21 protein-coding genes are annotated in these 26,628 nt (G+C 56.2%); 11 read left to right on the top strand and 10 right to left on the bottom strand.

Annotation, left to right across the window (positions count from 1 at the left end; translation table 11 throughout):
* Positions 1-43 precede the first annotated feature (43 nt).
* Entirely contained in the window at positions 44-2,098 is a 2,055-nt protein-coding gene (locus DSD30_RS19415; RefSeq protein ID WP_114011409.1) for a glycosyltransferase family 2 protein, read from the top strand.
* A gap of 61 nt (positions 2,099-2,159) precedes the next feature.
* Here DSD30_RS19415 and DSD30_RS19420 read toward each other — a convergent pair whose 3' ends face one another.
* Positions 2,160-2,624 (bottom strand): hypothetical protein, encoded by a 465-nt coding sequence (locus tag DSD30_RS19420; protein WP_114011410.1) that lies wholly within the window; start codon positions 2,622-2,624, stop codon positions 2,160-2,162.
* Positions 2,625-2,823: 199 nt separating this feature from the next.
* On the opposite strand from DSD30_RS19420, the gene DSD30_RS19425 reads away from it, so the two are divergent.
* The 6 genes from DSD30_RS19425 (at position 2,824) to DSD30_RS19450 (ending at position 8,804) form a co-directional block, all read left to right on the top strand.
* Positions 2,824-3,873, top strand: a complete 1,050-nt coding sequence (locus DSD30_RS19425) for an alpha/beta hydrolase (protein ID WP_245418550.1) — start codon at positions 2,824-2,826, stop codon at positions 3,871-3,873.
* Positions 3,874-4,027: 154 nt separating this feature from the next.
* Positions 4,028-5,953, top strand: a complete 1,926-nt coding sequence (gene recQ, locus DSD30_RS19430; protein ID WP_114011412.1) for a DNA helicase RecQ — start codon at positions 4,028-4,030, stop codon at positions 5,951-5,953.
* A 90-nt stretch (positions 5,954-6,043) separates the two neighbouring features.
* Complete coding sequence (locus DSD30_RS19435) at positions 6,044-6,391, top strand: RebB family R body protein (RefSeq protein ID WP_114011413.1); 348 nt, start codon at positions 6,044-6,046, stop codon at positions 6,389-6,391.
* 121 nt (positions 6,392-6,512) lie between these two features.
* Positions 6,513-7,133, top strand: a complete 621-nt coding sequence (gene msrA, locus DSD30_RS19440; RefSeq protein WP_114011414.1) for a peptide-methionine (S)-S-oxide reductase MsrA — start codon at positions 6,513-6,515, stop codon at positions 7,131-7,133.
* A gap of 223 nt (positions 7,134-7,356) precedes the next feature.
* A complete protein-coding gene (locus tag DSD30_RS19445) occupies positions 7,357-7,698 on the top strand; it encodes an ArsC/Spx/MgsR family protein (protein ID WP_114011415.1) in 342 nt (113 codons plus the stop codon).
* A 41-nt stretch (positions 7,699-7,739) separates the two neighbouring features.
* Positions 7,740-8,804 carry a DUF1176 domain-containing protein gene (locus tag DSD30_RS19450; RefSeq protein ID WP_157967784.1) on the top strand — a complete coding sequence of 355 codons (1,065 nt, stop codon included), beginning with the start codon at positions 7,740-7,742 and terminating at the stop codon, positions 8,802-8,804.
* 63 nt (positions 8,805-8,867) lie between these two features.
* Here DSD30_RS19450 and DSD30_RS19455 read toward each other — a convergent pair whose 3' ends face one another.
* The 3 genes from DSD30_RS19455 to DSD30_RS21665 all read right to left on the bottom strand — a co-directional run bounded on the left by DSD30_RS19455 (position 8,868) and on the right by DSD30_RS21665 (position 11,706).
* The gene (locus DSD30_RS19455; protein ID WP_114011417.1) at positions 8,868-9,803 is read right to left on the bottom strand and encodes a cupin domain-containing protein; all 936 of its coding nucleotides are present in this window, start codon (positions 9,801-9,803) and stop codon (positions 8,868-8,870) included.
* Between the two features lie 337 nt (positions 9,804-10,140).
* Positions 10,141-11,196, bottom strand: a complete 1,056-nt coding sequence (locus tag DSD30_RS19460; RefSeq protein ID WP_114011418.1) for a cytochrome-c peroxidase — start codon at positions 11,194-11,196, stop codon at positions 10,141-10,143.
* A 153-nt stretch (positions 11,197-11,349) separates the two neighbouring features.
* Positions 11,350-11,706, bottom strand: coding sequence for a hypothetical protein (locus DSD30_RS21665; protein ID WP_157967785.1), 357 nt, complete (start codon positions 11,704-11,706; stop codon positions 11,350-11,352).
* A 43-nt stretch (positions 11,707-11,749) separates the two neighbouring features.
* Here DSD30_RS21665 and DSD30_RS19470 point away from each other — a divergent pair, with 43 nt between their 5' ends.
* From DSD30_RS19470 to DSD30_RS19485, 4 genes are all read left to right on the top strand, one after another.
* Positions 11,750-12,304 carry a carboxymuconolactone decarboxylase family protein gene (locus DSD30_RS19470; RefSeq protein WP_114011420.1) on the top strand — a complete coding sequence of 185 codons (555 nt, stop codon included), beginning with the start codon at positions 11,750-11,752 and terminating at the stop codon, positions 12,302-12,304.
* A gap of 331 nt (positions 12,305-12,635) precedes the next feature.
* The gene (locus DSD30_RS19475; protein ID WP_114011421.1) at positions 12,636-15,068 is read left to right on the top strand and encodes a methyl-accepting chemotaxis protein; all 2,433 of its coding nucleotides are present in this window, start codon (positions 12,636-12,638) and stop codon (positions 15,066-15,068) included.
* A gap of 200 nt (positions 15,069-15,268) precedes the next feature.
* On the top strand, positions 15,269-15,613 hold the full coding sequence (locus DSD30_RS19480) for a hypothetical protein (protein ID WP_114011422.1): 345 nt from the start codon (positions 15,269-15,271) through the stop codon (positions 15,611-15,613).
* An 87-nt stretch (positions 15,614-15,700) separates the two neighbouring features.
* Positions 15,701-17,158 (top strand): methyl-accepting chemotaxis protein, encoded by a 1,458-nt coding sequence (locus DSD30_RS19485; RefSeq protein ID WP_114011423.1) that lies wholly within the window; start codon positions 15,701-15,703, stop codon positions 17,156-17,158.
* Positions 17,159-17,241: 83 nt separating this feature from the next.
* On the opposite strand, the gene DSD30_RS19490 is transcribed toward DSD30_RS19485, so the two are convergent.
* The 6 genes from DSD30_RS19490 to DSD30_RS19515 form a co-directional block, all read right to left on the bottom strand.
* A complete protein-coding gene (locus DSD30_RS19490; protein WP_114011424.1) occupies positions 17,242-18,519 on the bottom strand; it encodes a TRAP transporter large permease in 1,278 nt (425 codons plus the stop codon).
* Positions 18,519-19,028 carry a TRAP transporter small permease gene (locus DSD30_RS19495; RefSeq protein WP_171022127.1) on the bottom strand — a complete coding sequence of 170 codons (510 nt, stop codon included), beginning with the start codon at positions 19,026-19,028 and terminating at the stop codon, positions 18,519-18,521. Before DSD30_RS19495 ends, DSD30_RS19490 begins: the two co-directional genes overlap by 1 nt.
* Before the next feature lie 128 nt (positions 19,029-19,156).
* Complete coding sequence (gene dctP, locus DSD30_RS19500) at positions 19,157-20,146, bottom strand: TRAP transporter substrate-binding protein DctP (RefSeq protein ID WP_114011425.1); 990 nt, start codon at positions 20,144-20,146, stop codon at positions 19,157-19,159.
* A 268-nt stretch (positions 20,147-20,414) separates the two neighbouring features.
* Positions 20,415-20,936 carry an SH3 domain-containing protein gene (locus DSD30_RS19505; RefSeq protein WP_114011426.1) on the bottom strand — a complete coding sequence of 174 codons (522 nt, stop codon included), beginning with the start codon at positions 20,934-20,936 and terminating at the stop codon, positions 20,415-20,417.
* Between the two features lie 11 nt (positions 20,937-20,947).
* Positions 20,948-21,694 (bottom strand): hypothetical protein, encoded by a 747-nt coding sequence (locus DSD30_RS19510; protein WP_157967786.1) that lies wholly within the window; start codon positions 21,692-21,694, stop codon positions 20,948-20,950.
* Between the two features lie 13 nt (positions 21,695-21,707).
* Positions 21,708-26,519, bottom strand: coding sequence for a tetratricopeptide repeat protein (locus DSD30_RS19515; protein WP_157967787.1), 4,812 nt, complete (start codon positions 26,517-26,519; stop codon positions 21,708-21,710).
* Positions 26,520-26,628: the final 109 nt, after the last annotated feature.

The raw sequence follows: 26,628 nt of genomic DNA on the forward strand, positions 1-26,628 counted from the left end.
TTGATTTACTGTGTTGGTATAGCGGCATTTACCGAGCCTTGTCATGGCCTTTTTAAACAAGGAATTGAAAAAGCCTGATCCGGGCCCGATTGCCTCGGCCCTGCTGGCTCAGACGGAGGATGGATCTCCTCCTCCGCCTCCGTTCTTTCACGCAGAAGAGGCGACGAACGACCGCCCCATTCTTCCCTTCCATCTCTCTGTCCTGACGGTGATCGCAGACAAGGCGGACTGGCTGTGGCATTTGATCGACACCTATGCACTGAGGTCTGACAACTCCCTAACCCATGATCTCCTAGCGTCCGGTCAGATAGACGAAATGCGCTATTTTGCCGAAGCCGCCCGCCGCCTGGGGGTGCCGTTTCTGTGCCATGTGCCCGTTGCGGCTTTGCATCCCTTCCCCGACGAGGTGCTGCTCGAAGGCATCCATGATCTTGATTGGGTGATGATGTGGCCACCTGAAGGACCGGACGGACAGGAGGCAAACCAGAGAAGCCAATTGCTCTGCGCCCCTAAGGGTGAGGCGCTTGATCGGCTGGAACACTCATTGCAGGATATGCCCGATCTGCGGCAACGCATTTGCCTGACGGTTCCCTCTGTTCTGCAGGCTGCCCAGAGGGCCGCAGCGAAGGAGCGGGCGCTCACCACGCGTGTCTATCAGCTCAAGCAAAAGCAGCCAGACTTGTCTGCCCATAAACGGATTGGTCATTTCAACCGCTTCGTGCTTGTGTCTTTGGTGTTTGCTGCGATCGCATTGGCATTTCTGTTTCCACCCATAGCGATTGCCTTCAATATCCTGTCAATCATGGTCTTTCTGTCCATTGCCGGGCTACGAATTGCTGCCATACTGGCTGCCAAGCGTCTGGAGCAGGCGCAGGCACTTTGTTTTGAGCAACTGTTTGCCAGCCCGATTGTCGAAGAGGAATGGCCCAGCTACACGGTGCTGGTGCCGCTCTACAAAGAAGCCTCCATTCTGGGCGATCTGATTTGCTGTCTCACCCAGCTTGATTATCCGCGTGACAAATTGAGCATCCAGTTGCTGGTCGAGGCGGACGACCATGAGACATGGCAGGCGCTGGCCGGGATGAAGCTGCCACCCGCCTTCACGGTGGTGTCCGTCCCTATTCATGGGCCGCGCACCAAGCCCAAGGCGCTGAATTATGCACTCGCCTTCGTCAAGTCAGAGTTGGTGGTGATTTATGATGCCGAGGACCGCCCCAACCCGCTGCAATTGAAAGAAGCTGCGATGCGGATGCGAGCGGGCGGTGAAACCCTCGCCTGCCTGCAGGGACGATTGGCCATCGACAATGGCAATTCACGCTTTCTCAGTCGTCAGTTCGCCGTGGAATATGCGGCCTTGTTTGACGGCTTCCTGCCCTATCTTGCGGACAAGGGGCTGCCCCTGCCCCTTGGTGGCACTTCCAACCATTTCCGCACCGATATTCTGAAGGCTGTTGGAGGCTGGGATCCTTACAATGTCACGGAAGATGCCGATCTCGGCCTGCGTCTGACGCGTCTGGGCTATCGCATCGAGGTGCTGCAAACCGAAACCTGGGAGGAAGCGCCGGAAAGCTATCCTCAATGGGTTCGTCAGAGGACACGGTGGTTCAAGGGCTGGATGCAGACATGGCTGGTGCATATGCGCAATCCGCTGGCTTTGTGGCGCTCCCTTGGGACGGCGTCCTTTCTCACCTTTCAGAGCATCATTGGCGGTATGTTGATTTCCGCCCTCATCCATCCGGTCTATATTCTGTCCTTCGCGCTGACCTTTCTGGCCCTGCAGATCCCGGCAAACGAGGCTTCCTCGCTATTCTGGAGTTTGGTGATCGCCAATTCGGTCAATCTGCTGCTGGGTTATGGGGGCGCAATGAGTTTGGGTTATCGCAAGGCGCGGCAACGCTATGGCTATGGTCTGGCAACAATATTGGCGATGCCGGTCTATTGGCTGATGATGACACCGGCCGCCTGGCGCGCGCTGGTTCAACTGCTTGATAACCCGCATCATTGGGAAAAGACCGAGCATGGGCTGTCACTGGATCGACCATCGCTGGACAGCGCAAGTCCGCTTGGCGTTCTGACCTGCGAAAAGGGACCCGATTGAAAATCAGGCCCCTTGTCAGACTGGCGCATCAAGCATAGCCCCAAGACTTGCTGGGTGTGGTTTAGCGCACTTGCGGTGGCAGGCCACGGCCACGGGTGCGGATCACGACGCGCTGACCACGGGCATCCCGGTAGGCGGTGGTGCGGATATTGGTGCGCGGATCGTAGGAGCTGGCGAAGGTCGGGCGCTGCTTGGTTTTGTAGCGGATCTTTTTCTTGCGAATGATTTTGCGCTTCAGAACCCGACCATGGCGATCTCGCTCGACATAAACGTGGGTGTTGCGAGGGCCAACACGGGGATAATGGCTGGACACCTCACCGCCGTCCCGCTTGTGCAGGGTGGCGCCAATCAAGCTACCAATCAGGAAACCAGCAGCCCCGATGGCGGCAGCGTTGCCCATATCATTGCCATGCGACCGGTGGTGGCGGAACTCACCTGCATGGACCGAGGTTGTCGCGGTGGTTGCCGCTGAGGTGATGGACAGGATCAGGGCGATCATGATGGATTTGGTGGGTGTCTTGAACATGGTGTCTCTCCATTGGGTGTCTGAGTGAACTGTCTGGGTTGGCTGTCTGCTTTCTCTTGCTGCTTGCTATGTCAATTTGTCGCAGTGCCCGACCAATCGGTTCAAACTTTTTTCACCAAACCTCTTGTGGTGCTGACAAGGGGTGCCAAGCGCTGCATAATCAACGTCATGTTTGGTCTTTGCCCGATGACGGGAGGCCATGGCATTGCCGACACCAACCAGCGAGATTTTCATGCGTTCCAGTCACGATCACCCCAAGGGCACGTTGCACAACCTGTCCATCCAATCCGATTGCCTCCAATCCAACCTGCTGGGTGATCCGACCGAGCGAGAGGTGGTGGTCTATGTTCCCCATGGCCATGATGGACAGGGTTTGCCATTGCTGGTGGATCTGGTCGGCTTCACCGCCGGTGGGCCAGCGCATGTCAACTGGAAGAATTTTGGCGAGAATGTCCCCGAGCGGGTCGACCGGCTGATTGCGTCCGGCGACATGGACCCCGCGGTCATTGCCTTTCCGGATTGCTTCACCCGGCTGGGAGGCAACCAATATATCAATTCGGTCGCCCTCGGGGCGTGGGAGGATTTCCTGATCAAGGAAATGCTGCCTGCGATTGAAGGCCAGTTTGGCTGTGGCGGTGTGGGCAAGCGCGGCGTCTTTGGCAAGTCATCGGGCGGCTATGGCTCAATGGTCCATGCCATGTTGCATGCGGATGTCTGGTCGGCGGCTGCCTGCCATTCCGGCGATATGGCGTTTGAGCTTTGCTATTTGCCCGACATGCCGACCGCCTTGCGGGCGTTGGCGGCCAAAGACCATTCGATAGAGGCCTTCCTGACCGACTTTGAAAAGGGGCCGAAATTTTCCGGCAAGGACATGCATGTGCTGATGTCACTGGCGATGGCCGCGACTTATGATCCGGACCCGGATGCCTTTTGCGGGGTGCGGTTGCCGGTGGATCTGGAGACCTGCAGCCTGATCGAGGAACGCTGGGCCAATTGGCTGAAATGGGACCCGGTGGTGATGGTCGAGCGGGCGGAAGTGATTGACAATCTGAAATCGCTCAAGGGCCTGTGGCTCGAATGTGGTGATGTCGACCAATATAATCTGGTCTATGGGGCCCGGCGTCTGCACAAGAAACTGGAAGCCGCCGATGTGCCCCATGTCTATGAGGAGTTCTCTGACAATCATTCCTCGATCGACTATCGGATGGACCAGACCCTGCCATGGATGGCCCGGCTGTTGAGTGCATAAGCCGACTTTGTGAAGGCGGCGGCTTGAGACTTTCTCGCGCCGCCTTTTGCACTCTTCACAGAAATGGGTCTCCGTGCTTTTTGTTGGTTTACGCTGATCGAGCAAATCAGATAGGCTCGCAGCAGATTCCCGCCCTTTGAGAGAATGCCGTTTCATGACGCCTGTCGCCCACCCTTCTGCCGTGCCTGCCCAGATCGACGATGCGGTGTTGGAGCAGGAGGGACGTATTGATACGGCCTTTGATCCTGATTCACCCCCTGCCGAGCAGGCCTTACAGATCCTCAAACGGGTCTATGGCTATGACCAGTTTCGTGGCAGTCAGGCGGAGGTGATTGAAAGTCTGCTCAATGGCCACAGCACCCTTGCCGTGATGCCGACCGGCATGGGCAAGAGCATTTGCTTCCAGATCCCCTCGATGATCTTTGGTGGCCTGACTTTGGTCGTCTCGCCCTTGGTGGCCCTGATGGAAGATCAGGTGATGGCATTGAAGCTCGCCGGTGTGGCGGCAGAAACGCTCAACAGCTCCCGCTCGCGCGAGGAAAATGTCGCGGTCTGGCGCCGGGTGGCAGCTGGAGAGATTTCGCTGCTTTACATCGCGCCGGAACGGCTGATGACCGAACGGATGCTGGCAGCGCTTGCCAAATTGCCGGTGCGGCTGATCGCGATTGACGAAGCGCATTGCATTTCGCGCTGGGGGCCGAGCTTCCGGCCCGATTATGAGGGTCTGACGCGGCTGAGTGATTTCTTCCCCAATGCGCCGGTGGCAGCACTGACAGCGACGGCGGATGAAGCCACCCGGCAGGATATTGCCGACAAGTTGTTTCCGCGCGATGCGTTTGGCAAACGCCTTGGCAATGTGATGGTGTCGGGCTTTGACCGTCCCAATATCCGCCTCACTGTTGCGCAAAGACGCGACTGGAAAAAGCAGCTGCTCGATTTTGTCGATGCGCGGCGGGACCAGTCAGGCATTGTCTATTGCCTTTCGCGCCGCAAGACCGAAGAAGTGGCCGATTTCCTCAAGGGGCATGGGGTGAAAGCCTTTGCCTATCATGCGGGGATGGATGCCAGCATTCGGGCTGCCCATCAGTCGCTTTTCATGCGTGAAGCGGGCACCGTGATGGTGGCGACCATTGCGTTCGGGATGGGGATCGACAAGCCTGATGTGCGCTATGTCTTTCACACCAATCTGCCCGCCAATATGGAAGCCTATGCGCAGGAAATTGGCCGTGCGGGCCGCGATGGCGCGCCATCAGAAGCCATGATGCTCTATGGCCTTGATGATATCCGCATGCGGCGCAGCTTCATCGACAATGAGGGCGGCGACGAGGATCATCTCGCCCGCGAGCATAAACGCCTTGATGCGTTATTGGCCTATTGCGAGGCACCATCCTGTCGCCGTCAGGCCTTGCTCAGCTATTTCGGCGAGGACATCAAGCCTTGCGGCAATTGCGATATTTGCCTTGATCCGCCGGAGCTGAAAGACGGCAATGTCGAAGCCCTACGTCTGATTGATGTGGTTGAGGCGACGGGCGAAACCTTCGGCACGGTGCATCTGATCGACATTCTGCGCGGCATGAGCCATGAGAAGATCAAGAAATATCGCCATGACAAGCTGGAGTGCCACGGGGTGGGCAAGGCCACCTCCAAGGAAGATTGGCGAGCGATCCTCAGGCAGATGGTAGCGGGCAATTTCCTGCGTCTCGACATCCAAAATCACGGGGCGCTGAAGCTGACCGCCAAGTCGGATGCCTTGCGCGCGGGCGACATTCGCTTTGCCTATCGCACCGACGTGATGGGGCCGAGCGATCTCTATCGTCCGAAACGCGCCAAAAGCGCCCTGCCCGATCTGGACCCGGCGGACAAGGACTTGTTCGAGGCATTGCGCAATGCCCGATCCGAGTTGGCGCGCGAGCTCAAGGTGCCCGCCTATGTGGTCTTTTCCGACAAGACCCTGCATGATATGGCGATCCAGAAACCGACCACCCGCCCCGATTTTCTGCATATTCACGGGGTGGGCAGCTCAAAGCAGAAGAAATTTGCCGATCACTTCATTGATGTCATCGAAGAATGGATGGGCTGAGGCAGGCATTCCCTACAATTGTAATTGTGTTTTTCACGTCCCCTTTAAGTGCCTCATCTAAACTGCCTCCCCATATTAGAGGGGATAGACATGACCAATTCTTGTAAAGTGATCATCGCAACCATTCTGGTTGGCACAGCAGTTTCAACCGGCGCGCTTGCTGCGGACATTGTTAATCCGCAAATCACGGATGCGGTTACGCAGACCAATGTGAAGGTGCTGGGCGATGCCCCGGCAGTGGCGACAGGCAATCTCTATCAGGCCAGCGCACAAGCGCTCAGCAACGCTGCGCATAACGCGACAAGCGCCCAACAGAATGCGAGTACTGTGCTGCAGGCCACCACCACACAAGGTGTATCGACGCTGTATGAGGCGGATACCGCCTCGACCGGGATCGCTGAGAGCAAGATTATGGGTGAGTCCGGCCCCGCGCATTGACCAAATTGCGAACCGGTCACCATCACATCCCATCACTCTCGCGTGAGAGCGCCAGATTGGGCGAGACTTTGCCACATTGGAAGGCCACAAATGAGACATGACTTCTAATCGGGAGAGAAATATGTCTCACTTTTTCGCCTCAGCCCTGATGGCAGCATCGCTCATTGCGGCTTCTGCCAATGCCAGCTCTGCCAACGACAATTTGAAAACCGCCATCTTTGCTGGCGGCTGTTTCTGGTGCGTCGAGAAGGATTTTGACCATGTGAAGGGCGTGGTCGAGACCATTTCGGGCTATTCTGGTGGCAACACGAACGAAAATGTCACCTATAAAAATCACAGCGCCGACAAGCATCGCGAGGTGGTCAAAATCACCTATGACAGCAGCAAGGTCAGCTATGATCAGTTGCTCGATATTTTCTGGCGCTCGGTCGATCCAACCGATGGGGGCGGCCAATTCTGTGATCGGGGTCACAGCTACACCACCGCCATCTATACGCTGAATGACGAACAGGCCAAGCTGGCGGCTGCCTCCAAAGCCAAACTGGAAGCCGATAAGATCCTCAGTGACCCGATCCAGACCGAAATCGCCCCGGCCATGCCTTTCTTTGCGGCGGAAGATTATCATCAGGATTATTACAAGAAAAATCCAATCCGCTACAAATATTACCGCTATGCTTGCGCCCGTGATGAACGCATCGAGCGGGTATGGGGCGAACAGGCGCACAAAGGCATCATGAAGTAGCGCAGACGGGCGCAAGCTTATTCCTGTCGATAGGCTTTCTGCCTTGGGCAGGCCTATCTTGTCGCCCGTGATGAACGCATCGAGCGGGTATGGGGTGAGAAGGCGCATAAAGGCATCATGAAGTAAAATACACCCTGCTCTGTGTCAGGTGCGGCTTTGCATGGTTCGGGGGATCGGATAGCCTGTCTCACACATCCGAATCCCTTCCAATGCGAGTTGCTCCATGAAACTCTATGGCCTCAAAAGCTGTGACACCTGCCGCAAGGCGCTGAAATCCTTCGAAGCAGCGGGCAAGCCCGTCACCTTTGTCGACCTTCGTGCTGATGGTTTCTCAGAGGATGACCTTGATCGCTGGCTCGGGGCCGTTGGCTGGGAGGTGCTGCTTAACCGGCGCTCGACCACCTGGCGAGACCTGCCCGAAGGTGACAAGGCAGATCCAGATGAAGCCAAGGCACGGGCCCTCATTCTGCAGCATCCCACCCTCATCAAGCGCCCGATTTTTGATGACGGCACACAAATCGTGGTAAGCTTTGGCAAAGCCCAGCAGGTGACCCTGCTGGGTTGACCTTTTTCTCATTTGCTGACGCACAGACAGGAGCGCCCGCCATGATCCGCCAAAGCCTGACATTCCTCACCATGCTGCTGCCCATTTTGGGAGCGAGCGGGCCAACACAGGCTGCGAGCTATAAGGAAATCCGCGACGTCACCGTCTGGTGCGATGTGGCGATGAGCTGCTCGCTGACCCTGTCTGCGGACAAGTATCAAGGCGTCACCGCCTTGGTCCTGCATCGGGCCAACCGGTTGAATGATGCGGCCTCGGTGCGCTTCACCAGCGCCGTGCCCATTGTCGAAGGTGCCATGCTGTTATTGACCATTGATGGCAAGGACAGCCTGACGCTGATCGCCAACAAGACCGGCATCAAGGAAGACGGCAACAGCTATCACGAGACCAACCCGCATTTGATCGACTGGATCATCAAGGGCATGAAAGCAGGCTCGACGCTCAGCATCGCCATCGACAGTGCCGGGCAATCGAGTGAAACCGGCTTTTCCCTGTCGGGCAGTGTCGCAGGCATGATCTTCATGGACGAATATCAGGACCTGCTTGAGACCTCCTATGCTTTCCATGTCACCGGCACCAAGCGTCCCCACCCACGGCTGCCGATTGTTGGGGTCGAACAGCGCAGTCAAGTGCCGCGCGCCATCTGGAATGGTTGGTTCGCCAAGGAACAAGCCAGTTGCCATTTTTATCGCGAAAGCATCCAATTGCCGGGCAACGGGTTTCGTTTGACCCTGAGGTCAGGGGATGTCTATGGTCTGCCTTGCGGGGACGGCGGCGCCTATAATCAGCCATTTGCGGCCTTTTTCGTGCCGAAGAATGAAAATCTACCGATCAAGGCAGTGCCCTTCCTGTTGGACGGCAACAATACGGACAGCGGTGCTGGACCGGATCTTTGGAATATCGGTTACGATGCCAGAAAAGGGGTGCTGACCAGCTACTTCAAAGCGCGTGGTTTGGGCGATTGTGGCGTGCAAACCAAGTGGCAGTTGAATGAAGTGGGCGACGCTGTGTTTTTCGAGGCAATGGAAATCCGCGAAAAAGGCGATTGCGATGGCAATTATGCTGGCGGGCCGGACAAGTGGCCCAAGACGTGGCCTGTTGAGGACTGACACGCAAAAGCCCGCCGGACTGGCGGGCTTTTTTGTCTTATTGATCGACAGTTCGTTTGATGATCAGGCTTTTGCCATCATCGGAATGTCGGCAAGACCCATTGGCTTGCTGGCGTCGATTTTGAAATCGACCTCGTCCCTGAATACCGTCTTCCTCTCCATGCCCAGCTTTTTCCAAGCGAGCGAAAGCGCCGCTTTCGGATAGACATGGAAGCCATACGGCTGATGGTTACCCGCCTGATAGCCGAGCGTGCGGCGCAGGACGCCATTGCCATAATGAACCGCATAAAGATTGCGCACGTCGGTGTCCCAGTGCTCCAGCGTCAGGGAAATGTTGAGGCAATCCTCATTCTCGACGCGGTGCGGCGCATGGAGTGGCCAATAGGCCATCTGACCGGGTTCGAGGTGATACACTTCCGCATAATCGTCATACCATTCCTCGAAGGGAAACTCCTCGCGGGTTTCCTTCATGATCACCCGCTGGCGATCGATGTTGGGTAGGAAAGGGTCGCGATTGGGATAGATATAGACCTTCTTGCGGCCCTTGATTTGCCAGAGATGCTGCCCCGGCAGGTCAAAGTGATAGAAGGTCTGGCATTTGGGCGATGTGATCAGAATGCCCATATTGCGTTTGTATGTGTGAAGCCCCGGCATGTGGGCCTCGAATTCCTCAAACAACTGATCCAGCACCGCTTTATAGCGAGGGTCGAAATCCTGACAATGACGAATATTCAGCCAGAGGCGGCCATTCTTGATCGCCTCCATCGTCTCCTTGCCCGAAGCACCGCCAACAATGCCCTCGCGCCATTCGGCGCGCTTGGTGTCATGGCCCATGGTGGCGAGATTGTAATGCTCTGGCGGGGTTTGCTCGATAAGCTCGGCGATGGCTTCTTCCGAGAAAAGCGACGAGGTATGCAGGCTGTGGTCAATGACCACGGTTTCCTTGCTCCAAACCTTGGCAAAATGTGGCTTCCAGCCGGTAACAATCCTATCTGACACTTAAAAATTCCCCCAATTGCAAGACATCAATACGGGAAAGGATCGGCCAAGCAATCAAAGCAGCTTCGACATCTCATCTCTACGGCTGCCAGACCGTCATACGATCTCTTTCTTCAATACTTGTTGGCGACGATATTAGCATAGACCCTAAGAAAACCTTCATTTCAGATGCATCTATTATTGGTTATGCTTAATCCCTCTGATTAGCGTTAATGAAAGACTACCCACCAAGCACTTTCTACAAACACAACTGACGCAAAAGGCCCCGCAGGATAAATCCGGCGAGGCCTCACTCCATGTCGCTTTGTAAGGGATGTGGAACCCTCAGGCTTGCGGACTATTTGGCAACCATCGCTTCCGGTTTTGGCGTTTCTTGCGTTTCAACCGGCAGGATGGGATAGTCGACCTTTGGCTGTTCCCCCGTCAGGGTTTTCAGGAACGCGGTGATTTTCTTGATTTCCTCATCACTCATTTCCTCGCCAAGCTGACTGGTCGCCATGATGGCAACGGCCTGCTCGAGATCCCACACCTTGCCCGAATGGAAGTAAGGCGCGGTCAACTCGATGTTGCGCAGTGGGCCAGCCCGGAAGACATATTCCTCATCCGCCGTTTTGGTGACGGCAAAACGGCCCTTGTCACCGGACGGCAAAATGTCTGCGCCGGGTTTCTCAACAACGCCGAATGGATAATAGCCTTCCCCGCCAATGTTGACGCCGGCATGACAGGCAGAACACCCCTTGTCCATGAAGAGCTGCAAGCCTTCCTGCTCCATCGCGGTCATCACCTTGGTGTTGCCTTCAAGGAACTGGTCAAAGCGCGAATAAGGCGTGATCAGTGTTGCCTCGAAGGCTTCGATGGCCTTGGCCATATTGTCAAACGTGACCGGCTTTTCCTCTCCGGGGAACGCCTTGGTAAAGGCCTCGACATAAGCAGGCATGCTCTTCAATGTGGTTTCAACACGCTCAGGCGTTGACGCCATTTCGACGCCTGCCTGAACCGGACCCTTGGCTTGTGCTTTCAGATCTTCGGCACGGCCATCCCAGAATTGCGCGATGTTGAAGACCGCATTCAGAACGGTTGGCGCATTGCGTGGTCCTTTCTGCCATCCATGGCCGATGGATGTCTCCAGATTGTCATCTCCTCCCATGCCAAGATTGTGGCAGGTATTGCACGAAATCAGTGCCGAGGAGGACAGGCGCGGTTCAAAGAACAACATCTTGCCAAGCTCGATCTTGTCGCTGGTCACTGCATTGTCCTTGACCGCCGGAACCACCGAGGGGATCGGTTGGAAATAGTCTTTCGCTTCTTCCAGAAGCTCGTTGGCAGAGGCGATTTGCGAGGCCGCCAGGACTGCAGCGCCCGCCATCAATGCAACAGCAATTTTCGAGGTCATCAGACCCTCCCTTTAGTTTAGAACAGCTACAAAGTAATACAGAGTGCCGCTTTGTCGCATTGCGCCAGTCGATGGAATAATTTATTTAGAGGAGCTATAAAGAAGGCTGTAAATATCTGAATTTTCAGTCTAATGGGGATCTCTGCGAAAATTTCACAATGGAATTTCCGCGGCGGGCTCTTTGCGCTCATCTTCTGGCTTTGAAGCGCATTTTGGCTTGAAACTGGCCCTGTTTCCTCCCTCCCCATCTACAATCCGGTTTTCAATCTCACTGGTGTGGCAATCTGTCCAATAGCGCTTTTCCTGTGCCGATTTGCCGTTGATGCTCAGGCGTGCCTGCCAGCAGGAGCCATTTTCCTGACGCGCCATTCTGTACCGATTGGTAAATAATTTTCCGCCTGCGAGCAGGATCAGAGCAAAAGTTGCCAAATGCAGGTAGACAACCAGTCTATTATCTTGATCCTTCCGAGGCCTGCCCCATATCGGGCATTCCCATGGCAGACATGCCACTCACCCTTATCCCCCCGATATCTTCAAAAAAGAGATCCGTTCCATGACCAAATTCACTGCTCACACCATTGCGTCTGCACCTGTTGAGGCCAAGCCATTGTTGGAAGGTGCCAAAAAAGCCGTTGGCTTCGTGCCGAACCTCTATGCCAACATGGCGGAGGCTCCTGCGATGCTTGAGGCTTATTTGACCCTTAGCCAGATTTTTGGCAAAACCAACCTCAGCGAGACCGAGCGCCAGATCATTCTGATGACCAACAATCGGCTGAATGGCTGCACCTACTGCATGGCCGCTCATACCACCATCATGCAAGGGGCCGGGATCGACGATGGCGTGATTGCCGCTTTGCGGTCCGGTAGCCCGCTCAGCGACGCCAGACTGGAAGCCCTGCGTCAGTTTTCCATCGTAGTGTATGAAACGCGGGGCAATCCGTCCGAAGGCGATATCCAGTCGTTGCTCGATGCAGGCTATAGCCGACAGACGGTTCTGGAAGTCGTGATCGGTACCGGCCTCAAGACCCTGTCCAACTATACCAATCACATTGTTGGTACTGAGGTCGACGCAGCCTTCGCACCAAATGTCTGGTCACCAGTCGGCTGACCGCAGCCTGATTGCAAAGATCTGCATATCTCGCAATGGTCAGGATTTATGAAAGGGCCCGGAAGGTGGGCCCTTTTTTTGATCAACAGAAAGCAAAAGACAAGATGTCCTCCCTGTTGTTGCTGCAAGGGAAGTTGTTTTTCATATCATTGAGCAAAACCAATTAAGCGGCAGAGAAATAAGTATTTTTGACAAGAATGGAGCTTCTCCACTCAACGGTGATTACTACATTTACACAGAAACCCGTCTTTTTGTGCTGCCCTTTACTCGCTCTTAAATGAAGGTGAGCACACTGACCCGGACTTTTACGGAATGGGAAGGAACCGGGTAGATGAATGCCTTCAAGTCGCTAAACGATCTGAAATTGCCTTACAAAATTGGTGGAGGCTTCACCATCCTGATGGTCCTGACGGCTTTCGTTGGCACGGTTGCGACCATCTCCATCCGGGACTTTCAGAGGCAGGCCACGATCAACGAGCAATCCGTCGCTGTGCTTGATCAGCTGCAGCAGTTCACCAATCACCGGGCCCTCTATTTCACCGACCGCAAGATTGAACAGGCAGAACGCGTCAAATCGGATATTCAAACGCTCGGAACCGCTCTGAATGGCCTGCAACGAAGCTTGACCGATGATGATGCAGCCCAATCGACAATCGGCGGAGCGATGGATCTCGCCTCCAAGCTGGAAAGTGATTTCCAAAATGTGACGACCATCATCGAAGCGCAAAAGCTGCAAACCTCAAAGTTGCTCAGCAATGTCGCCATGCTGGTCGGCAATGCCAACAATATCTCGACCAGCCTTCAGAAAATGAAGAGCACGGCGAGCCGACAGGCCAAAAAGGCAGACAGCCTGAAAAACCGTGCTGACAAGGTCGTCCGCCTGATCAATCAAATGCAGAATGAAGCTCTGGTGATCGAGAAAGCCCTTGGCGTTCCTGCCCCCCTGGCCGAAAAAGCCTTCTGGACAGAGCAGCTCGAGCGCGCGGACCGGATGGCTCAGCATGTCAACAAAGCAGTGCGCATCAAGCTTGACGGCGTGGATTCGGCACGGCTGAAAGACTTGAAAAGTCAGGTTGCCAGCCTCAGACAAGCCATCGATGCAACCACAAACATGCCGTTTGCCCCAGAGGAGAGCCTCAAACTGACGGGCGCACAGCTGGCCGCCGGGCATGTGGCATCCCTGTCCAGCACGCTGCGCGATGACATCTATGTCGTGTCCGACGAGGCCAAGAAAAGCGCGCGCATGCTCAACAGCAAGTTGATGATTGCCGACCTGATCTCGACCAACGCGGCGAAATTTCAGCGCGAAGCGCTGGAAACCAAGGCAGCGACAATGGAGTTGTTTTCGGGTCTGAGTGATCTCTCAGCAGATGGCGTCGCGTTGCGCATTGGCACCTTTCGCAATCTGGCGAAGCTGCTGATTACGGACGCGCAAAATGTTCCCGAAATCCAGTCGCTGACCAACACGATCGAAGACGAAATCAACGCCTATGAAACCGAGTTCGAACTGATGCAAGCCGGTGCGGTTCAGGTCGCGTCCAAGCGCGATCAGTTGATTGCGGCGTCCGGTCAAGTTCAGACGATTGTCGACGACTTGATCAATTCACAGTCCGAAATGGCCCTTGGGGCGGCAGCGGCGGCGGTGACCCTCATCCTTGGCTCTGTTCTGGTTGCCTTGATTGTGGGCGCAGGCTTTGCCGTCATCATCACTCTGGCTGTGTCACGACCGATCCGCACACTGACCGCAACAATGGGTGAATTGGCCAATGGCAATCTGCAAATTTCGATTGCCGGACGGGATCGTGGTGATGAAATCGGCGATATGACCCGGGCGGTGCGGGTGTTCCGCGAGAATGCCAAGGAGCGCATGACGCTTCAGGAAGCCTCTGCGCTTGAAGAAGAGAAACAGCATGAGCGCCAACGGCATATCGAACAGTTGATCAGCCAGTTCGACGCCCGTATGCAAGGGTTGTTGACCGGGGTCGATGGGACGGCCCGCGAGATGAAACACACAGCGGAGTCGCTTTCCCAAATCGCGATGGAGAGTGCAGAACAGGCTGAGAATACCAGCCAGTCGAGCCAGAACGCATCGGTTAGCGTTGGCCATGTGGCAAGCGCTGCCGAAGAACTGGCGGCCTCCATTCAGGAAATTGGCACGCAGGTGCAGCGCACCGAGCAGGTGGTCTCCGACGCCAGCCAATCAACCCTGAGCACCAATGAGAAAGTCAAGGAGCTTGCCAACGCTGCGGATCATATCGGGGACGTGGTCACGCTCATTCAGGCCATTGCCGAACAGACCAACCTGCTGGCCCTGAATGCCACCATAGAGGCGGCCCGTGCAGGCGAAGCCGGCAAGGGGTTTGCGGTCGTTGCTGCGGAAGTGAAGAATCTGGCCAATCAGACCTCCAAGGCGACAGAGGAAATCAGCGGCCAGATTTCATCCATTCAGACCTCGACCGGTGTCACCGCTCAGGCCATTGCCGATATCGTAGAGACAATGGGTCAGGTGGATTCCCATATTGGCGCCATTGCGGCGGCGGTGACCCAGCAAAATGTCGCCACATCGGAAATTTCCGGAAACGTCCAGACCGCGTCACTTGGAACCCAACAGGTCCAGACCAATATGGACGGCCTGTCAGACGCGGTCGCCCAAACCAGTGCGTCGTCACAAACTGTGCTCGAGGCTTCCTCTTCACTGGAGGACAAAACACGGCAGTTGCAGAATGAAGTGGCGCAGTTCCTCAAGGATGTTGCGGCAGCCTGAGCCGACAAAAAAGTTGCAAGAGGATGGTCACACAAGCCTTGGCTGGTGTGGCCATTTTTGTTTCCCTGCGACATTTCGTTCCTTCAGGTTTCTTGCAACAATTTACTCGACGTTAACGCAAAAATTGTCAGATATTACAAGCAATTCAAATCTGCAACCAAAGCTCATGACACCGACAGAGACAACCACAGGCGCTGACCATGCCTTCCTCCTCCTCGCAACGCCGTAGGCATGATACAGCCATTCTGATCGCCTTCTCGCTGATTATGACGTTGGGCGTATTTGTCTTTTCCGCCGGTCCACGGGCAAGCGGTGACAAAGTTGTGGTGTTTGTCCCACCGTGGTCGTCCGACACCAATGTTGTCGAGGTGATCGCCGCTGCAAATGGGGCACTTTTGCGCGGTGGCAAGTGGCACTGGATCGCCCTTGCTCAATCGGATGATCCCGGCTTCGTGCACCGGCTTTACTGGTCCGGCGCTTTCTTTGTCGGAGGTGGAGAAGCCTTTTCGGCTTGTTTCTCCCCCTTTGATCCAATTGATCCATAAAAACACTCTCAGGTCTCCAGACGCCTTGCAGGGTATGAAGACCAAAGACCAAACACAAAAAGATCCGAAGTACGAAAGGCAACCCGCATGTATAGTCTCACGCAGCTTCGTGCTGAATTCTCGAAGTTCATTATTGGCCTGTTATGGCTCAATGCTGCATTTTCCGCTGTCCTGATGGTCACGATGCCCTCAGGGGGTGGGGCCTTTGCTGTGGGCTTGTCGCTATTCGGTGCTGCTGTTACCACCTTTTTCAATGCCCGATCCAAAGCCTCTTCCCTGACACAGGATATCAGTGCGGTTGCATTGGCCTCACAGGTTGCGCTGATCGTCTATATGTTTGCCAATCATCCCTATCAGATCGACTGGCACATGTATTTCTTTGCATCCCTTGCTGTGCTGGCAGGGTGGTGCAGCTGGCGTGTGGTAATTATCGGGTCCGCAGTGGTGGCTGTGCATCATCTGGCGCTGAACTTTCTGTACCCGATGGCCGTTTTCCCCGATGGCGGCGACTTTGTGCGCGTGCTGATGCATGCGGGCATTCTGATCCTTCAGGCCTCGGTTCTGGTCTGGCTGACAGCCAAGCTGAGCACGGCCATTTCGGCGGCCCACAAGGCCATCGAGAAAGCAGAGGCAGCACAGGCGGAAAGCGTGAGCCTTGCAGATCAGCAGAAGGTTGCGCAAAGCCGTGAATTGTCTCGCAGTCAATCCATCGATCAGTTGATTAGCGAGTTCCAGGACAGCATTAGCGAAGCCCTTGATCATGTGGTCAAAACCGCCGATGGCATGAAAGTAACCTCGCATGAGCTGACCCAGAAAGCCCAACAGACCCTTGGTCAGTCCCGCGAAGTTGCGGATGCCTCCACCGAAGCAACAGACAATGTGCAGACCGTTGCTGCAGCGGCAGAGGAATTGTCAGCATCGATCACCCAGATTTCCGGTCAGGTTCAGGAAACCCAGCGTGTGGTCATTCGCACCACAGAAGCGGCCCAGTCAACCAACGAAAAAGTGGCCAGCCTTGACAGCGCCGCGCAACGGATCGGACAGGTTGTCACTCTCATCAAGGACATTGCTGAGCAGACCAACCTTCTGGCGCTCAATGCGACCATCGAGGCGGCCCGTGCTGGGGAAATGGGCAAGGGATTTGCCGTTGTTGCGGCAGAAGTCAAGGAGCTGGCAACCCAGACATCGAAGGCGACCGAAGAGATCGCTACGCAGATCTCTGACATCCAGATATCGACCAAGGATGCCGTGCAGGCCATTGAGAGCATTGCCAACACCATGCAGGAAGTCAACAACTTCACCTCTTCGATCGCTGCTGCCGTCGACCAGCAAGGGGGCGCGACGATGGAAATCAGTTCCTCGGTGCAACGCGCTGCGGCGGGCACTGCGGCGGTGGATGCCAACATCGATGACGTCACGGCGTCGCTGTCTTCCACGTCGGACACGGCAAACCACGTCCTTGAAGCATCTGACGGTGTTTCGCGGGATACAGAATCCCTGCGTGCCAAGATCAGTCAGTTCCTCAACGACGTGCGGGCAGCCTGATTGATTGTCTATGAGACAAGAACGAAAAAGGGGAGATCATCGATCTCCCCTTTTTGCGTCAGCCTTTGCTGCCCTGCCCTTGTCTAGCGCATCAACTGGTAGGGGATGTAAAGGGCGAGGTCTTTCCAGAACCACAGCAGGCATGCCATCGCCAGCATGATGCAGGCAAAGGGAATGGCTCCCTTGGCAACGTCTTTCAGGGGCGCACGCCCGACAGCCTGAATGACAAACAGGTTCATCCCAACCGGCGGGGTGATCAGAGCTGTCTCGATCAGGACAACAAAGAAGATGCCGAACCAGATCGGATCGATGCCGGTATTGAGCACAGCGGGCAGCAGCACCGGCACCATGATCAGCAGCATGGAGAGGGATTCAAGAAAGAAGCCCATGATCAGCAGCACGCAACCGACGGCCAGAATGAACTGCCCCGGCACGCTGATATTCTCGGTCAGGAAGGCACTGATCGATTGCGGGATCAGATAGAGGGTGATGGCGTAGGAGAAAACCTTGGCGCCAGCGACAATGATCAACACCATCACGGTGGTGCGCAGCGATGATTCAACCGCTTCCTTCAGTTTCGCCCAGTTCATGCGCCCCATGGCAAAGGTAATGATCAGCGCCATGACGAAGCCCAGACCAGCACTTTCAGATGGTGTCGCAATCCCTGCATAGATCGAGCCGACGATGGCGACGGCCAACAGGATGGTCGGCGAAGCAAGGATCGAAGCTTGAAGGCTCTCGGACCAGCTGGCCTTGGCTTCCGGCTGGTAAGCGTTGGAAAAGCGCGAATAGAGAATGCCATAGACAATGAAGGCAACAGCAAGGAACAAGCCCGGACCAATCCCCGCAAGAAACAGGGTCGGGATCGAGCTTTCGGTGATCACACCATAGACGATCAGCGGTATTGAGGGCGGGATCAGAATGCCCAAAGTGCCACCGGCGGCCAACATGCCATAGACCAAGGGCCGGTCGTAGCCACGCTTGGTCATTTCAGGGATTGCAACGGTGCCGATGGTGGCGGCAGTGGCCACAGAAGAGCCGGAAATGGCGGAAAAAAGCGTGCAGGACAAAATGGTTGCGACCCCAAGGCCGCCGGGCCAGTGACCGACCCAACTCTGCACCGCGGCATAGATATCGCGTCCGACGCCCCCCTTCAAAAGGATGTTCGACATCAACAGGAACATTGGCACGGCAAGCAGCTCGAAACTGTCCATGGCCCCATGCAGCCGCTGCGGTACAGCGACCATCGGAAAGCCCTTCAAGGCGAGCAGAATGATACCGAGTCCACCAAGGGCGAAAGCCACCGGGGTGCGCAACAAAAGGAGCGCCATCAAGGCAATCAGGATCAGGGCAGCTTCCATCAATGGGCTCCTTCCATGATGTCATCTTCAGGTATTTGTCCGGTCCAGACCCGATAAAGCTCAACCGCGCCCTGCAGAAGCAGCAACAGACTGCCAACCCAGACCGGGGCATGGGTCAAAGCCTTTGGTGGCGCCAGATAGGTGTCGGTGGTGTGACCGGCCAGTGTCTCCTTGAGCCAAAGCTCAAAGCCGAAATAGCCCGCCGTGATGGCGAACAGGAACAGCATCACGATGGCGATTGTCTCGGCTACCTTGCGGCGCAGCGTGCTGGGGTTGCGCAGAATGAGGTCGATGGTCACCATCTCACGATGTTTGAGCACATAGGCGGCGGCAAGATAGACCACCCAGACCTGCAGCACCCGGCTGACTTCATCCACCCAGATGGTCGGCGCGTTGAACACATAGCGCATGACAACCTCGAAGGTGATGAACAAGCCAACGGCAAACAGAGCCCAGGCACTGATCTTTCCGGCAATTTCGGAAAGGCCATCGATGACTTTGATGATCATGGCGCACTCCCTCTTTATCTGGCGACTTATTTGGCGTCTGGCATTTGGATTGTTTCAAATGGCGGGGTCTTGTAACAGGAAAAGCGGCGCACCGCGCCGCTTCCCCCAGATCGGAATGGATGGGCCGGTTACTTCGCGGCTTTCACCGCGGCAACGGCTGCAGCGCCAACATCGCCGGTTTCGTCGATGAAACGCTGAACCACACCGGCGGTCGCCTCAACCCAAGCAGCGCGCTGGGCGTCGGACAGTTCGACAACGGTCATCTTGTCTTTCATTTCAGCCACGGTTTGCGCTTCTTCGGCATAGATTTCATCACGCAGCAACTGCTCGACTTCCTTGGCGGCGTCATCGATGATCGCTTTGTGCTCATCAGACAGACCGTTATAGAAATCGTTGTTGATGATGGCAACAAACTCGATGGCCGCATCGAAGGTCAGGGTCATGTGGTCCATCACTTCGTAGAGCTTGCGGGACTTCACCGCCGAAGCACCGGTCATGCCCACATCAACAGCGCCCTGCTGGTAGGCCAGAAACTGCTTGGAGCCGGACATCAGGGTCGGTGCGCCGCCAAGCGCTTCAACGGTCCAACCATGAACCTTGCCGTAGGTACGAACCTTCTTGTTCTTGATGTCGGCAGGAACTGCGATGGCTGACTCATTGTTGAGATAGATATTGCGACCGAATGCCTGCCACCAAAGCACCTTGTTGTTGGTTTCCTTCAGGATTGCGCCATCGATGGTTTTGCGCAACTCGGAGCCCGGAGCAACAGCCGCGCGGATGTGAGCCTCCCCGTCGAAGATGAAGGGAATGGCCACCACGTCTACGGCTGGCACGGACCCGGCGAAGCGTCCGATGAAGGCAGACCCGGCTTCAATGGCCCCAGAGCCAACCGCGCCGGGGACTTCCTTGTCCTTGAACAGCTGGGCGGAGGGGAAGAGCTGAATTTCAAGATCACCACCGGATTTTTCCTCGACGATCTTGGCGAAGGCTTTCCAGTTTTTGCCCAGAGAATGGGTTTCTGGCAATTGCAAGGTAACGCGAATTGTTTCGGCCAAGGATGCGGTCGGCGCGGCGGCAATCACGAGGGCTGCTGCGGCACCCATCAACCAGTTTTTCATGCGGAGTTTCCCCTATCTGTTTTTAATTTACGCACAAACTAGCAAAATTCTTCAGGCTTTGGGAACTATTTGGAAAAATGAAGTGTGGATACAATATTTAAATTTCCGATTGTGATATCAATCATATCATCCCCCGCAATGATCGCGGCTGTGCGGTGTAGGGAGCGGATGAGGGATAAACAGCGGGCCACCAGACAGACACGCTGTCTGATGACCCGACCTGGCGATCAGTTGCCTGATCGCCGCGGGAGGTTCCCCTTGCCTGCCTCTAATATTTCAAAGGATCATGGAACGTCTCCATATGGGCGCGCACCCAGTCGAGAGGGTCCTGCACATCAGGCGAAGGCTGGGTTGGTGCCTCCTCGCCCGTCACGTCTAGTGGGGCTTCGCGGGTTTGCCCATCGACCCAATCGTCGCCTTGCCCATAGATCGGACGATCATTGGGTTGCGAGGGTGCCTGACGTCCGGACGGATAGCCGGGATAGATCCATTTGCTGTGGGCCCAGCCTTCAAGGCCGCCTTGTGTGCGGACGTAATACCAAACCCCGTCGGCATCCAGAACATCAAGGATGGTGTTCGGTGCCATGCGGGCCAGTGGCCGGGACTTGGATGAGGGATATTGTCGCAGGGTGAGAAAATTGTCGCCATAGGGGTTCAAGCCACCGACATAGTCGGCATTGGCTGGAAGCGGAAGGGCCCAACTGAAAACCAGCGATGCGGTGGCAAACAGAAAGCTTCCAATAACGAGGCGACGGTTGATCGCATGGCCGTGTGGTTCTGGCATTGTCATCACATCCTCTCCTACTCGAAGCCTTTTTGCATTTCTTGCAGCAGATCCTGCATGTCCTTGTCTGCATCCTTGTCGACATTCTTCTCTGCGGAGGTGTCTGGCTTCTCTGCGGAGGTGTCTGGCGCATCGCCCGGTGGGGGTGCGGCGGCAGAGCTTGGTGGTTCGGTTTTGCTGAACAGATCCGCGCCCGGGCCTTCAAACGAAACGAAACCGGACGGACCGAACAAGGCTGCAAAAGGGTCCTGATCGGATGGCAACAGGGAGAAGGCCGAAATCAGCGCCAATCCGTCCGGTGTTCGGATGATAACCGTGCGGCCACTGACTGGCAGCAGCCCTCCGGCGCGCAGATCGATATGACCGTCGACATCTTCGCCCGCCACTTCGAAGCGCCCGGACTGCATGGCAAAGGGCGCGCGCCGCGTCACTTGTTTCAGAAAGCCGTCGGCGACAATATCGGCGCTTTTCCGCTGCATGGCATCAAGGTGATCGCCTTTGAGCGGATCATAGCCAAGGAAAGAAACGGTCACCGCAATGAGACCGGATTCCCTTGGCACCGGATCCCAGCTTTTGGCCCGGAAATGCCAAACCTCGATGGCTGCGTCCTCACGGGTATCCACCTTCCAGCCCCGTTCTGGCAAATGGACACCAATGCCGCTGGTGCCCAGCTCGATGGCGCCAACCTGGCTCCATCCCGCCATCAGTGCCCACGCCAAGCCCGCCAAAGCAACTATGGCCATTTGTCTGAAAGTCTGTCTCATGTTCCACCATCTCTCATTGTTTGCTTGCGGTGAGTCGGAAACGCTTGCCACCGTCCCGCTCTGTCATGACCAAGGCAATGGCCCCTTGTTGCAGTGTGCCGGTGACATCCACGTCCCCCGCATAGCCATAGGAGGCGCTGTAGCGGAAGGAGGCGTTGAAGCGTCCATTTTCCAGTCTTGCCGAGAATTGGCCACGGGCCTGATAATTGTTTGTGCTCAAGCTGCCGCTGATCTGATCGCCTTTCACCTTGATCGTCACGGTGGGCCGGACGTCGCTCATATAGGCAAAGCTGCCCCGATAGGTGCCGTCATGCTGTTTGTTCGCCTCGTCGTCTTTCACCCGACGTGCTGCAAATTTGAAGTGGTCCTTTTGCTTGTTGGCCGGACCAATGTCGCCGCTGATCTGGTCCTTGGTCACCGTGCCCGTCATCCGCATCGAAACCGTCTGACCACCGGGGCCATGCAGGGTGAAAGTCTGATCGAACCGGCCATTGCGGACCGTCGTCTGGAAGCTGTGCGATACATTGCCGTGACTGATGCGGAACTTGCATGTCAGACGGTTGCCGCTTCTTTCGAACTCAATGGGCTTTTCCCCCGGTGCAAGGCGGCTCGAAATGGCGATTTCGCCTTTATAGCGTCCATCCTCTGCGACGCCCGTATCCCCTCTTGTGCCGCGGGTGTTTGATGGTGCGGTTTCGAAGGGATTGGACGCTTCGTGGTTTTCCCCGTCCGTCTCCGGCTTGCCAAACGGGTTGGTATTTGGAACCGTTTTTGTTGTCCCATTTCGTGTTTGTGGGCTTGTTGGAGTGTCGGTTGACGGGCTCCACGGATCATCCTTGGCCTTGCTATCGGACGGGGGTTGGTCTGGCTGTTTGCTTTGGGTCTGGTTTCGGATTGCAGATTGGTTGACCGCCGTCTCAAATGGACTCTTGGTCTTGCTGGCGGAGAGTTTTCTCTTCAGAGTCGCGATCTGCTGCTGCCTTTCCTTGTCTGGGCATAGAGAAACACTTTGCTGGAAACTGGCGAGCGCTTGCTGATTTTGCCCCAGCTGCAAGGCATTGAGGCCATCGCTCCATTTGGTCCGCGCCTGCTGATAGCGTGCATTGCCGTTTGCACAGGGGTTGGCAGCCTTGATTTTTGCGGCTTCCTCACGGTCTTTTTTCTGCTGCATCAGGGTCTGCAGCTTGGTGCGCATTTGCTCCATCATCGATTGCCGTTTGGCATCGGGACAAAGCGCGAGGCTTTCCTGCAAATGGGCAATGGCGCGGGGATAGTCGCGGCGACCTGCACTTTGCAAGCCCTCCGTCCACATATATTCCGCTGCCTTGCGCTCGGAGGAACCCGATTTGCAGCTTTGGACTGGAGCCACGGGCTTTGGTGGTTCAGGCGTTGGGGACGGGGCGGAGGCGTGGTCGACAGGCTTGTCTGTCGGTTTTGTTTTCGTTGGACCAAGCAATTTCTTGCGCAGACCTTCCACCATCTGTTGCCGTTTTGGGTCAGAACAAAGTGCAAGGCTCGCCTCGAAATGGGCAAAGGCGCGGTCATAGTCGGACTGGCTGACAGCGCTCAGTGCCGTCTGCCACATTTGGGCCGCAGCCTTGTGCTGATTGCTGCCCGGCGCGCAAGGGTCAACCGGCGGCTTTGGAGGGTTCGTCGGATTGGCAATGGTGGTTTGCGGATCTCTGGCACCTTGCTTGTCGCCCTCTTTCTTAGACGACTTGTCGTCCGCACTGGAGGTGGCCGAACTGGTGGTCGTTGGAGGCTTGCCTTTGGTCTTTGCTTTGTCAGGAGTCGTCTTTGCTGACGGATCAGGCTTTTTGCCCTTGTCCGGCTTTGTTTTTTTGTTGTTGATGCTCGGTTTAACTGGCTTTTTCAAGAAGGAAACGGAGGTGTTGGCGCTCGCCAACGCCTTGCCGTTGCGATCAAGGATTGTCAAACGGATCGCAGACGTTCCAGCCTCCGAGCGCGTCAGGGTCGGCCAGGAGCCGGCCGGATTCGACAGACTGTCTCCCTCCCCCCCTTGCCAGCGCCATTTGATGGCGTCCGGCTTCTTGCCGGAGCCGAAGTCGGCGGACAGGTCAATGGCCTCGCCCACATAAAAGGTGGTCGGGGTGGCATCAATCAGGCCTTTTGATTTCGCATCCCAGATTTTGATTGGAGGACCTCGCCTTTTGGCCTTGATCGTCAGGGCTATGGTCGCGAAGTGATATGCTTTGCTGACCGAAGCGAGCCTGTCACCCGTCGCAGCCAGCGCCACATCGGCGGCAACCGGCACCGTTTCTCCGGTTCCTCCGGTAAAGGACAGGCTTCTGCTCGTGTTGCTCTTGTCTTTGCGGTCAGATTGTTGGCGATTGGCTTCTGGCGGGTCAGGCCATTGGACCGCGATATAGCGATCCTCAAGATCCGGGCTGGCGGTGAGAGAGGCCGTGACGCTCTGGCCCGCTGCGGCTGCCTTGGCCGGACTGAACTGCAGATCGAAGGTCGGGATCAGGACCTTCAGTTGCGCTATCTGGCTTTTGACCGTCTCGCTGCCGTTGGAAATTTCGGCCCAGATTTTGACCGGGCCCGGACGGGTGAAGGTCACCTTGCTGCGACCATCGCTCGAGACGGCGGGATCGAAGGACAGCGCAGGGCTTGATTTCCAAGCGTAACGAACCTTGGCTGGCGGCAGCAGGTCTTCAGTATCGTCGGCAGCACCAATATAGATTTCACCGGCTTTGGATTCGGGAACAGCAACCCCGGATGTCTCAAAGGTCGGAGCTGCCACCGACAGGCTGTGGCTTTGGCCCAAATAGGCGCCATCCTTGCCAAAACCAAGGGAAATGGCGGGTCCTGTGCCGCTGATCGTCACTGACGGCTTGTCAGGTTTGGTGGATTCTTTATCCTTTTGCGGTTGGGTCCGGTCGTCCTCGTCAACTTCTGGCTCGTCAATTTCCGGTTCGGTTTGCGCGTCCCCGGTTTTAAAGGGATCGCTCCCCTTGTCATCGCCCGTCGTCACTTGTCCCGGGTCATCGGTGTCCTTTTGCTGACCCCAAGGGCTTTTGCTTTCGGGAGACGTGGCCGTGTCGCCTGCCGTGTCGCTTGTCGGGACGTCGCCGGCGGGCTCGTCGGTGGGGAAGAGGTCAGACAGGGCATCATCAACGGCAGTGCCCGACGGTTTTGGAGGATCGGACGGCGCCTCATCTGCAGGCACAGGGTCGGGACGCTTGACGTCCGGTTGCTTGATGTCGGGCTTCGGCTCGATGCGATCCATATACAGAACCGTGACCTTCGCCTCATCGCCCCTGATTGATTTGGCAAAGCGCAAGGGCTTGAAGCCGGGGGCTGACAGGGCATAGCGAATGCGCCGCCCCTTGGTCACGATCACAGGCAGACGCACATAGCCAGCCTGCGCGCTGCGACGCATCCAGTCTCGCCGGACAATATGATCACCATCGCTGAGGCTGAGACCGGAAATAACGGGTGGGTCACCACGATCCCGTGCATGGATTTGCAGAATATGGATCTGCTTGGACCGGTAGCGCTCGATCAGGCGCTTCATGGTCATTCTGGCATCGCGGTCAAACAGACACAGGCCGATATATTCCTGCCGTGCCATGCGGCCAGCAGCCAATATTGCCTCGCCGCCAAGATTGACCACACGGTCGATCTGATCGGTTTCCCCCGCCAGTTTGAGGATGTTGGCGAAGGCCTTGGTCTGGAAGGTCTTTGCATGGCTGGAACAAAGATCATAGCCGGGCAGATAGCGACGTGCAGCGGGCTCGGCGCGCCCGCGCTCGGACGCGAAGGTCGCCAGTTCCATGAAGCGGTCTGTGTCCGCTAGGGCGCGATTGCGGCTCCATCGGCTTTGCCGCAAGGCCTGAAAGGCCCCAAGCAAATTGTGAGCCTGAAGGCTCGACAGGAAGGCATGGGCACCATCGGGTGCATAGAAGAAGGCCGCATCCGCCTCGAAATGCTGCCAGGCCTGCACTTTATCCAGCGCGGCTTCAGCCTCGTAATAGGTGAAGAAGCGGAAGCAATCCAACGCGGCGCGCCGGTCAATCAGAAAACGGGTCAGTGCCTTTTGCTGGTCACCACCAATGCCACCGCAAATGGAGCCCATGCGGGCTTCATGCAGCTTCTTGTCAAGCGCCTTCAGCGCCTTGGCAAATTCCTTTGTGGCAGCAGAATAACCCTCGATGATCTTGCCGATACCCGGCACATAGCCAGAGAAGGTCTGCATATATCCCAGAACACCGTCGATCGCGTCCAGCCGAGAGATGGGATTGTTGGGATCAACATTGCCCGGGTCAAACACGGCAACGAAATCGACAACCTTGCTGGCATCATCGATATAGCCTTCGGCACTTTTGAACATGTCCGCCACCTTCTGGACCGACTTGAAGACCCCTTGATGACGCATTTTTCGTTCCAGCGCGCTGAGCTGATACATGTAGCCATAAAGATCATCGGCTCCGGTGGCGGACTTCAAGGCTTTGTCGAGTTGTTCCCCATTGGGCAAGAACTCGAACCCGACCTCCTCCTCGAAATCCTTGAGCATCTTGAGAGCATCGTCCCCCAATATGGTCTTGATCGCAGTATCACGCACCTCCCCCGTGGTTTCGGTGATCAGTCCCTTTACGCCACTGATGCTGTCCTTCTGGGTCCGGCGGGTCGTTGCGTTGCGCCAGTTGGAGATATGCTGCTGGAAGGTTGCCAGCTTTTTGTAGATGCCCTTGAAATGACCATGGGTCTTTTGAAATTTGTCACGCAGATCATCCCGCGCCTCGACATAAATTTTCTTTTCCTGATCGATGGGGCTTTCCGCGCATACAGGCAGCGGCATACAGGCGCTCACCACAAACACCATCGCCGCGATGACAACAAGCCACCGGCCCAACCAAGGTGAAAGGTCAAGCAGAGATCTTTGATGTGGGCAATGGAGCATGATGAAC

The sequence above is a fragment of the Cohaesibacter intestini genome (assembly GCF_003324485.1).
GTDB lineage: Bacteria > Pseudomonadota > Alphaproteobacteria > Rhizobiales > Cohaesibacteraceae > Cohaesibacter > Cohaesibacter intestini.

What these genes read in the sequence shown, in the direction of transcription:
- DSD30_RS19460 (WP_114011418.1), bottom strand. Translation starts at nt 11,196, where the DNA reads ATGACCTCGAAAATTGCTGTTGCATTGATGGCGGGCGCTGCAGTCCTG.
- msrA (WP_114011414.1), top strand. Translation starts at nt 6,513, where the DNA reads ATGTCTCACTTTTTCGCCTCAGCCCTGATGGCAGCATCGCTCATTGCG.
- DSD30_RS19475 (WP_114011421.1), top strand. Translation starts at nt 12,636, where the DNA reads ATGAATGCCTTCAAGTCGCTAAACGATCTGAAATTGCCTTACAAAATT.
- DSD30_RS19415 (WP_114011409.1), top strand. Translation starts at nt 44, where the DNA reads ATGGCCTTTTTAAACAAGGAATTGAAAAAGCCTGATCCGGGCCCGATT.
- dctP (WP_114011425.1), bottom strand. Translation starts at nt 20,146, where the DNA reads ATGAAAAACTGGTTGATGGGTGCCGCAGCAGCCCTCGTGATTGCCGCC.
- DSD30_RS19470 (WP_114011420.1), top strand. Translation starts at nt 11,750, where the DNA reads ATGACCAAATTCACTGCTCACACCATTGCGTCTGCACCTGTTGAGGCC.
- DSD30_RS19505 (WP_114011426.1), bottom strand. Translation starts at nt 20,936, where the DNA reads ATGACAATGCCAGAACCACACGGCCATGCGATCAACCGTCGCCTCGTT.
- DSD30_RS19450 (WP_157967784.1), top strand. Translation starts at nt 7,740, where the DNA reads ATGATCCGCCAAAGCCTGACATTCCTCACCATGCTGCTGCCCATTTTG.
- DSD30_RS19445 (WP_114011415.1), top strand. Translation starts at nt 7,357, where the DNA reads ATGAAACTCTATGGCCTCAAAAGCTGTGACACCTGCCGCAAGGCGCTG.
- DSD30_RS19495 (WP_171022127.1), bottom strand. Translation starts at nt 19,028, where the DNA reads ATGATCATCAAAGTCATCGATGGCCTTTCCGAAATTGCCGGAAAGATC.
- DSD30_RS19480 (WP_114011422.1), top strand. Translation starts at nt 15,269, where the DNA reads ATGCCTTCCTCCTCCTCGCAACGCCGTAGGCATGATACAGCCATTCTG.
- DSD30_RS19490 (WP_114011424.1), bottom strand. Translation starts at nt 18,519, where the DNA reads ATGGAAGCTGCCCTGATCCTGATTGCCTTGATGGCGCTCCTTTTGTTG.
- DSD30_RS19425 (WP_245418550.1), top strand. Translation starts at nt 2,824, where the DNA reads ATGGCATTGCCGACACCAACCAGCGAGATTTTCATGCGTTCCAGTCAC.
- DSD30_RS19510 (WP_157967786.1), bottom strand. Translation starts at nt 21,694, where the DNA reads ATGAGACAGACTTTCAGACAAATGGCCATAGTTGCTTTGGCGGGCTTG.
- DSD30_RS19515 (WP_157967787.1), bottom strand. Translation starts at nt 26,519, where the DNA reads ATGCCGCTGCCTGTATGCGCGGAAAGCCCCATCGATCAGGAAAAGAAA.
- DSD30_RS19420 (WP_114011410.1), bottom strand. Translation starts at nt 2,624, where the DNA reads ATGTTCAAGACACCCACCAAATCCATCATGATCGCCCTGATCCTGTCC.
- DSD30_RS19435 (WP_114011413.1), top strand. Translation starts at nt 6,044, where the DNA reads ATGACCAATTCTTGTAAAGTGATCATCGCAACCATTCTGGTTGGCACA.
- recQ (WP_114011412.1), top strand. Translation starts at nt 4,028, where the DNA reads ATGACGCCTGTCGCCCACCCTTCTGCCGTGCCTGCCCAGATCGACGAT.
- DSD30_RS19485 (WP_114011423.1), top strand. Translation starts at nt 15,701, where the DNA reads ATGTATAGTCTCACGCAGCTTCGTGCTGAATTCTCGAAGTTCATTATT.